The sequence below is a fragment of the bacterium genome (assembly GCA_037131655.1).
Taxonomy (GTDB): Bacteria; Armatimonadota; Fimbriimonadia; order Fimbriimonadales; family JBAXQP01; genus JBAXQP01.
Window position 1 is genome coordinate 1 of record JBAXQP010000102.1, and the last position, 8,795, is coordinate 8,795.

General features: G+C 47.5%; 9 protein-coding genes. 1 reads left to right on the forward strand and 8 read right to left on the reverse strand.

The window, feature by feature from the left end; genetic code table 11:
- Positions 1–70 precede the first annotated feature (70 nt).
- Complete coding sequence (locus tag WCO51_06350) at positions 71–1,147, reverse strand: hypothetical protein (protein ID MEI6512880.1); 1,077 nt, start codon at positions 1,145–1,147, stop codon at positions 71–73.
- Positions 1,148–1,302: 155 nt separating this feature from the next.
- Here WCO51_06350 and WCO51_06355 point away from each other — a divergent pair, with 155 nt between their 5' ends.
- Positions 1,303–1,779: a VanZ family protein gene (locus WCO51_06355; GenBank protein ID MEI6512881.1), complete on the forward strand. Its 477-nt coding sequence runs from the start codon at positions 1,303–1,305 to the stop codon at positions 1,777–1,779.
- Here WCO51_06355 and WCO51_06360 read toward each other — a convergent pair.
- The 7 genes from WCO51_06360 to WCO51_06390 form a co-directional block, all read right to left on the reverse strand.
- On the reverse strand, positions 1,776–2,627 hold the full coding sequence (locus WCO51_06360) for a ParB/RepB/Spo0J family partition protein (GenBank protein MEI6512882.1): 852 nt from the start codon (positions 2,625–2,627) through the stop codon (positions 1,776–1,778). The genes WCO51_06355 and WCO51_06360 overlap by 4 nt on opposite strands.
- Entirely contained in the window at positions 2,605–3,384 is a 780-nt protein-coding gene (locus WCO51_06365) for a ParA family protein (GenBank protein ID MEI6512883.1), read from the reverse strand. The genes WCO51_06360 and WCO51_06365 overlap by 23 nt, the downstream gene beginning before the upstream one ends.
- A 193-nt stretch (positions 3,385–3,577) precedes the next feature.
- A complete protein-coding gene (locus WCO51_06370) occupies positions 3,578–4,462 on the reverse strand; it encodes a ComEC/Rec2 family competence protein (protein MEI6512884.1) in 885 nt (294 codons plus the stop codon).
- Complete coding sequence (locus WCO51_06375) at positions 4,449–5,936, reverse strand: ComEC/Rec2 family competence protein (GenBank protein ID MEI6512885.1); 1,488 nt, start codon at positions 5,934–5,936, stop codon at positions 4,449–4,451. The genes WCO51_06370 and WCO51_06375 overlap by 14 nt, the downstream gene beginning before the upstream one ends.
- Positions 5,929–6,510 carry a DUF721 domain-containing protein gene (locus WCO51_06380; protein MEI6512886.1) on the reverse strand — a complete coding sequence of 194 codons (582 nt, stop codon included), beginning with the start codon at positions 6,508–6,510 and terminating at the stop codon, positions 5,929–5,931. Before WCO51_06380 ends, WCO51_06375 begins: the two co-directional genes overlap by 8 nt.
- The gene (gene recF / locus WCO51_06385) at positions 6,498–7,607 is read right to left on the reverse strand and encodes a DNA replication/repair protein RecF (protein ID MEI6512887.1); all 1,110 of its coding nucleotides are present in this window, start codon (positions 7,605–7,607) and stop codon (positions 6,498–6,500) included. Before recF ends, WCO51_06380 begins: the two co-directional genes overlap by 13 nt.
- A 645-nt stretch (positions 7,608–8,252) precedes the next feature.
- On the reverse strand, positions 8,253–8,795 hold a 543-nt coding region (locus tag WCO51_06390; GenBank protein ID MEI6512888.1), incomplete at its 5' end, for a hypothetical protein.

An 8,795-nucleotide genomic window follows, 5' to 3' on the forward strand; every position in this document is an offset into this window, starting at 1 on the left:
AGGGGAGTATGAAAAGTATAAAGCCTCCCACCAAAAGACGGGAGACTTTATACTTTAATCGGGGCTTAGATTATTTCGATTGCAACTCTTTGCCTGATACCTCTACTTCAATAGCTATCTCTCGCTTAATTAAGTACTTACCTGATTCTTGGGTTGGGTCGGGGAAATAGAAGGAGTTTTCGGCATTACCCATCGACTTACCGCTAAGCGCCACCATCACACAGGTCTTTTTATCGACAACATAAGTCAATTCGCCGCTTACATGGGCATTCATCTTCTTTATCTCAAAGAAAAATCCATGCTCCTTATACATGGGGGCTGCATCGATATCCGTTTCAAACTTAGCGCTTATATAAGCCAGTTCCCGATTTCCCTTTTTCTTGATTGAATCAAGCTTATAAGTCATAAGGACACGAGTAAAACCCGGATCGGAAGATTGATTAGCATCAGCGGTCACCTTGCCGGGAACATAGCTGATTTCCTGAGTCCAGGTATCCCCCACTTTTACAGGAGTTGGAGGATATTGGGGACCGAAGTCAAGCAGACGCTCGAACTTGACGAGTTCCATCATGCTATCGACTACAATACCACCTCCAAGGGATTGGTACACTTCTCGTTTTTGGCTATGATTACCCAGAAGAAGCATTTCATCAAAGTTTGTGATTGAATGTTGTCTATTCTTGGGCAGACGCTCTTTCTTTACTGCGATGATAACATTAAGCGGGGAAAGGATAATATCTATCGGCTCGCCAACATCTACATTAAACGTCTTAGTCGGACTATCGCAGAATTCAGAGGTTTTAATCTTATAGGTTTCATAATCAAACGTAACATCGGCGGTCCCGTCAGGAGTTATGCTGCTTGTCTTGATGTTGATAATTCTTTCGAGCACCTGTTTGACCGGAAACATCGTTTCGACAGTGGGCGTCTGGAAATCGCCTTTTATATGAAGAACGATACGGAAACGATTTGTTTTGCCGGGCGTAAAAACACGTTTAAGTACAATCGGCCCTTGTGGTTGTGCGGGTTGAACGGCAACAGCAGGTTTAACTGGCGGCTTTGGCTTAGTTGGAACCGTTGCAGATTGTATTTGATTAATGAAACAGACACTCAATAATGCTACTACAAGACAATTTCGGAAGAACATAGGAGATTTCCCCCTTGGAATACTTATTCGTTATTATAACAAGTCCCATCGATAACGTAAAGGGATACGGCTATAATAAGTAATTCGCACTCAGCGTATTACGGACAATCATAAGGGTACCCAATAAATCAAGGCTTCCCGAAAGGCATTGGCACATGAACCCTCGATTACGTTTAATCATGCAAAGTCTTCCATTTGTATTATGGATGAGCTTGATTTTCTTTATGTCGACTGACGTTGGACGTACCAGCAACACCATTACATGGTTATTAAGCTTATTGCATATCGCTTGGCCCCATCGGCAATTCGATTCGAACGAAGTTTCATTGGCAAGCCATCTTTTGCGCAAAGCAGCTCACTTCACTGAATTCCTTATCCTGACTTGGTTTGGCTATCGCGCAGCTCGTTACGGGTTCGGCGCCAATGCCTCAAGAGCACGGACTTTTGGGTTTTACGCGGCAATCATCTATGCCGTAACTGACGAGATCCACCAACTCTTTATCCCCAGCCGCACGGGTCAGTTTAAAGATTTTGCAGTTGATGTTCTCGGATGTCTGGTTGGATTGTATATTTTAAAACGCACGACGACTCAGGCAGAACCAATTGTTTCACGTGAAACATCGCGGCGCTAGAACAACCCCAGCAATTCCATAATACGGCCAAGGTCTTCCTCGTCGAAAAACTCAATCACAATCCGTCCCCCCGGCGGTACTCGTTGAACTTGCACTCTCGCCCCAAATAGCTCCCGCAATCGTCGCTCTAAGGTTTTCCATTCCGGATCGTTACCTATCGGCACTTGGATAGATGGCTTGGATAGAGTAGAGGGTTTCGTTAACTCTTTGGCGCGCTTTTCGGCTTGGCGGACCGAAAGGGATTTGTCGGTAACCTCTTGTAAAAGTGAGCGGCGTACTTCCGGATCATTGACAGAAAGTAGCGCTCTGGCATGGCCTTCGGTGATTTTGCCCGCTCCGAGCAACGTGCGCGCTTCTTCTGGAAGCTGAAGAAGGCGCAAGGCATTGGTAATTGCCGATCGGCTTTTTCCCAACCTTGTTGCGACTTGTTCATGAGTTAGGCCGAACTCGTCGATGAGCTTTTTATACGCCCATGCGGCATCGATTGCGCTGATATCTTGACGCTGGAGGTTTTCGATTAACGCCATTTCAAGCATTGCCTGTGAGTCGGCGGTTCGAACGATAACTGGGATTGACTGGAGTCCAGCCAATTCGGAAGCCCGCAATCGGCGCTCTCCGGCAACCAGTTCATATTGGTCATTTCCCGTCTGGCGCACGATGATCGGTTGTAACACTCCGACGAGCTTGATTGATTCGGCTAATTCGTGCAACTGAGCAGGTTCGAATAATCGCCGGGGTTGGTGAGGGTTGGCTGTAATCTGAGTGAGCGGCACCTGGCGAACCATCGACAGGTCAACCTGGTCGGACAGTAGCGCCGCCAGGCCCTTACCGAGCGCTCTTCGTTCCATTGCTAATTACCTCCTTGGCTAATTGCAGATAAGAGATTGCACCGCGCGATTTGGGGTCATAAGTCAACACCGATTGCCCATGACTTGGCGCCTCGCTCAGGCGGATGTTGCGAGGAATGATGGTCTTTGCGACCGTATCAGCGAAGAACTTGCGTATCTCCTCCTCAACCTGAAGCGTGAGCTTAGCACGGCCATCGTACATGGTCAAAACCACTTTCGAGATGCGCAATTCAGGATTAAGCCTTTGGCGTACCATTTCTATCGTTTTGAGGAGTTGCGTTAGCCCTTCGAGCGCATAGAACTCACATTGGATTGGCAGTATAACTTCCTGACAGGCTACCAGGCAGTTGATGGTCAGCACTCCCAGGGATGGCGGACTATCGAGGATGATCCAGTCGAATTGCTCAAGAATAGGGGCTAGCGCTCGTTTAAGAGCACTTTCACGGGCGACTTGCGCCATTAATTCGACTTCAGCTCCCGCCAAATCGAGGGTCGCGGGAAGTATTTTGAGGTTCTCTAATTCAGTCTCTTTGAGGACGTCCAAAACCGGTTTTTCGCAAGCCAGCACATCATAAAGGGTGCAATCTCCCAAAACCGACTTGCCCACGCCTAGTCCGGTTGTTGCATTTCCTTGCGGATCGCAATCAACCAGAAGCACTTTCTGATGACTAAGCGCCAATCCTGCCGCCAAATTGACTGCGGTCGTAGTTTTTCCCACGCCGCCTTTTTGATTAACAATAGCTATTACACGCGCCACAAGCCCATCTCTCCCTTCCCACATGATTATGCCATTTCGTGACTATCCGAAGGGAGAAATTGGGTGTTTTTTAAGGTTATAATCTTTATAGTATATAACAACAGGGACTTATTTCACTTCAAGGCCGCCGCGTGATCATCCTCAAAGAGGATGCCCTCCACGGAATTGCCGCTACGAAACTGTCCAAATAAGTTTAACGCCACGGATGGACGGTGATCTGCTGTCCATCCGATTCAGCAATAATAGTCCCATCTCGATCGGTTCGGAAAATCTGCGCGCCGACATTTTCAAGCATTTGAAGAGTTTCAGCATGAGGATGGCCGAATGGGTTCTTCTTTCCCACACTGATAATCGCGAATTTAGGTTGGACTTTAGCGATCCATTCTATTTTGGAGCCAGTTCGACTGCCATGATGGCTTACTTTCAGCGCATCTGACTGGACAAGAATGCCGGAAGATAGCAGTTCCCCTTCTTCTTCATATCCCGCATCTCCTTCAAATAAAAAGGAATTTTTGCCCAGGGTGAAGCGCATGATAATGCTCTCGTCGTTATTACTTCCCACATATCCCTCAACTGGGGACAAAACATCGGCCTTAACGCCATCACCAAAGTCGAACCATTGCCCCCGCTTGGCTTTACGATAGGGGATTTTTCGCTGTTGAGTTTCCTTTAGAAGCTTTTCATAAACAGGCGAAGGCTTTTCAATCGCACTTGTGTCAAGAATTGAACCGACTTCAACGGCATTCATCACCGATCGCATCCCGCCAATATGATCTGCGTCAGGATGGGTCCAGACCATTAAATCAATTTTACGCAACCCAAGGGCGCGCAAGGCGGGAACGACGGTGGTTTGACCTTTATCTGAGCTTCCGGAGATTCGTCCGGCGTCGATGAGAATGACATGGCCGGAAGGGGTACGAATAATCGCCGAATCGCCCTGACCTACATCGAGATAGTAGACTTCTAAATTGCTTGAATAACGGTGGGTGGCCATCCAAGCGGCAGTAATCACGAGCAGGGTGACTACTGCCCACATCAGAATTCGGGTGGGGGATGTTTTCGTGTCAAGCACCTTCATTTGGCGCCTCCTTTGCCCAAGCCAATAATGCTAAATAGTAGATTGCCAACCACCATACAGGCGGAGCGGGGACAAGAATGCAAGCGTATGGGATCTGCGCCATAAAGTGAACGGTCTTTGTGAAAAGCAACAGTACAGGGTGAAGTGAAACAAAAGCCAGATGAGCGCTTAATCCGAAAGTCAACGACCCGAGAATCCATAAGAAAGGCGTACACCATATCGCAACTGTAGAAAGCAACGCTATTGGCAAATTCGCCAGCGGAGAGATAAGTGATAGCTGGTTGAAATAGTAAGCGATTAATGGCGCAGAACCGAGCTGGGCTGCGAGTGAAAGCACTAATGATCCGAGTACAAATCGAGTTATATAACCTCTACGCTTTGGTATAGGAGGGGATAATAAGTAATGGAACCGCCAGCCCCACAGGATAATAACCGCTACTATGATAAAGCTGAGCTGGAAGCTCATATCATAAATTGAATGGGGCACAAAGAGAAGGATCGCTAGAGCTGCGCCACCTACTGCAGTGAGGGGATCTGGCTCTTTTCTGAATAGAAACGCTGAAGAATAGAGGGCTAGCGCCAAACTCGCCCGCACTACCGGCGCCTGACCACCAGCAAAGATGGCATAAAGCGCTAAGACAGGGATAAGAATAATGGTCGCGCCTCGTTTTGATAGACCTACTCGCTGAGCCAGCCAAAACAGCATCAGCCATAACACCAACACATGGAAGCCGGAAACCGAGAGGATGTGATAGGTTCCGGTCAGCTGCATAGAATTTTTAAGATCATCAGGCACATCCGATTGAATCCCAAGGAACATGCCGCCGATAAGATTGGCCTCTTCAGGCGATAAAAGGGAAGCCATCACGCGCTTAAAGCCGGAGCGGAACTTTACCACTTGAGTTAAAAACCAACCCGATCCCATCCCAAGTGAGCGAATACTTCCAATATCTTTTACCGTAAGCACCCGCTCAATGCCGTGCAGGCGCATATATTCCCGCATATCAGGCTTGCCGGGTGATCGGTTGCCGATAAGCTCATCAAGAACGCCGTACATCTCGAGAACTTCACCATATCGAGGCGGGTCGGCGCTTCCTTTGATGTGTGTGATGATGGTCCCGCTAACAGGTAAGTTATCCACCTCTTTAACAGCCAGTTGATAACGAGTAAATGGCGGCATTACTAAGATTATTGGCTCGGAGGTGACTATGCCTTTTAGCTTTAATTCTTGAGAAATCGGACATCTTAAGATTGAATTTGTGTCTACCCGTTCCTCTAACTTAACACGCATCATCCCCAGGGTTATGAACATTAATAGAATTGTTATCCACACCCTTTGTTGATAAAACGCGAATACACTCAGAAGGCAAATGGGGATAATTATCCACAATCCGACATAAGGAGTTAGAGTTATACCGACGATGAAGGCCAGCGCCATTTGGAGGAGGGGACGATGTCGGAGGATTTCAAACATTTCGGTTTATTGCTACGCACACAGGGCACTTTTCGAAGCTTGGAGAATAGACCGCACCGCATAAATTGCATTCAATATAACCGTGTGCCTTCTTCCATATAACCGATTGCCGCGCCGAATGAATAAGACGCACGAGGGCTTCCCTCAGTTCGGGGTTTTCTACCGCTTGCACCAGTTCGTTCGTGCTCAGAAGGTCTTCCGGCTGAAGCTCAACGGTTGTGGGGTTATCAGAGGGAGGAATCGGGCGCTCCTCTTCCTTCTCCTTAAAAGCCCCCGTACGGACTTCAAATCGTATCTGCTTAAAATACTGCTCGCCGACACGAGCATTCAGGCGTTCCAGCAGCTCGGTGGTATGAAATCTGAGTTCCTGTGCCCATACGCTGCTGGGGACAGCGATGACGACTATGTCATTTTTAATACGAAGCGGGCGGGAGGCGTTAGCGATTTGCGGACCGACCAGTTCGCCCCAAGCTGACAGCGCAATCCGTAGCTGCAGATCGCGATCCAGCTTCCACTCTTTCATCGCGCCTGAAAGCGCATCAGCGGCGCTGATAAATCCTGTCAATCGCGACATATTTGCCCCTCTTCGACAGTAAATAATGCTGCTTGAGAGATCATTTCATCAGAAAATGAAGCTAAATCAGTACAGGTGATAAAAACCTGCGTATTGCCGGTGAGAAAAGACATCACCTTGGCTCTTCGGGCGGCATCGAGGTCCGACATCACATCATCCAAAAGCACCACCGGCGGTTCACCGACTTCTTCTTGGGCCAATTGTGCTTCGGCTAGCTTTAAACTCAGTACCGCAGTACGCTGCTGGCCTTGCGAGCCATAGGTTCGTACTTCTTTTTCATTCACAAACAAGGCTACATCGTCTCTTTGGGGACCGACAAGAGTGCGGCCTATCCTTATTTCCTGGTTTCGTTTAGTTTCGAGTTGCTCTTCATAGGCTTGAGCCCAATTCATATCCTCGGATGGTTGGACGTTAGGATGATAAGTGACCCTGAAAGTCTCTACGCCTTCGGTTAATCGCTGGTGGGCGTCATCGGCCAGGGGGGAAAGGCGCTTAATAAACTCCCATCGCATCTCCATCATCTGGGCGCCATATCGGACGATTTGCTCATCCCAGGCCTCCAGACAAGTCAATGGCCCATTCCCCTCCGCATGTCGCTTTAGAAGCTCGTTACGTTGCGCCAAAGCCCTTCTAAAGTGGGCAAGACAAGTCACATAGCTCGGTCTAATTTGGGCAATTTCCAAATCCATAAACCGCCGACGCTCGGCCGGTTCCCCTCTTACTAATCCCAAATCCTGAGCGCTGAAGGTGACTGTATTGAGATTGCCAAATAAATCAATCACCCTAGGCCTTAACATGCCGTTAATTCGAACTTGTTTTCGTTCTTCGCTCGATAAGGCAATTTCCAGGCTGGTATCAACTCCACTATCTCGCATCACCTCTCCTGATACGATAGCCGAATTTTCTCCCCATGATATAAGTTCATTTTCTTTCGTTGCTCGAAGGGGGCGGGTGGTAGAAAGGTGGTGTATACTTTCAAGAAGATTAGTTTTACCCTGGGCATTGGCGCCACGGATGATGTTAAGGCTTTTCTCCGGACGAAAATCCAGAAATCGGTAGTTTCTAAAATTGTTCAGCTTTAGTAATGTAAGTATCATTCCAGCATAACCTGCCGTAATTAAACCTCATTTCGAGGCGCTGTTCCCAATTCCCTTCTTTCCCAATGGGAGTATTTAATTACATTAGTATTTATTATATATCTGTGGATGATGTGGAAGATGCTTTCAGAGGCTAAAAGTCTTAAAAGTAATAAGCATTAATGGATCATTTTATGGCAAGATGCCACGGCTCAGAACATTGAAAAACCTAACAAATTCCTCTAAGTTTTAATATAGGAGTTTGTGGATGGGCATGGGGATAGAAATAGGATAACCCCTCTGTTATCAACACCCCCTTCTTCCAAAAGGCAGGTAATTTTCCTATCAACAATCTTTCCACGAACTTATGCACATCAATGTGGAGAAGTGGTTTTTGAACCTAAAAGGGCAGGTTATTATGTCAATCTCCATACGTGTCATTACGAGGCTGATTGACCCGAAGTAACCTCCTCTAAACGTCCCAACGGGACGTCATTCCGAGCGTAGTCGAAGAATCTTCCGGAAAACCATTCGACTACGCTCAGGGTGACGAGCCTTCGCTAAAGCTACGGCACGTAAGGAGCAAAACCCCCTGGTCTCCTAAAACAGAAAAGCTTGAACAGCAAGACGTTCAGGCATATAACTTTGCCGCAATACGAACTATGCCTATTGTTTTAAATCGATATGGCGTTCTTTAGTGGGCTTTTCGACATTTACTTTGTTCTTTTTCGTCCACGTCTTTAAAGCTTTCGTGAGAGGGGCGGGGTTTTCTATGCTTTTGATGCTCATTCTTTCGCCGTTGATGACGCCGATGTCGTTGAGGAAGCTGATGGGGGTGATGACAGCGACGAGATAGTTTCTTTTTGCGTCCGAAGTGGTTTTTGAGTACCAAGTCTTATTGTAACGGATGTACCAAATGCCCACGTCGCGAGTGTTCTTGACCTGCTTGCAAACAGAAGCGTAGGCTTCATAGGGAACGACTCCTACAATAATGCCTAAGCTATCACGAGTGGCTTTATCGGTATTTTGGAAGGTGGATGCTATTCTCGCTTCATCCAGATCGTCAACTGACATAGAAACACCGGGCACGCGGGTGATTTTAACCTCTGCGATATCATCTTTGGCCATACTTGCGCCAATCCAATTGAGCAGCCCTAAAGAAGTCGAGTCGCCTCCTGCTACCGTGTTGCTATAGACGATGTTTTCTTT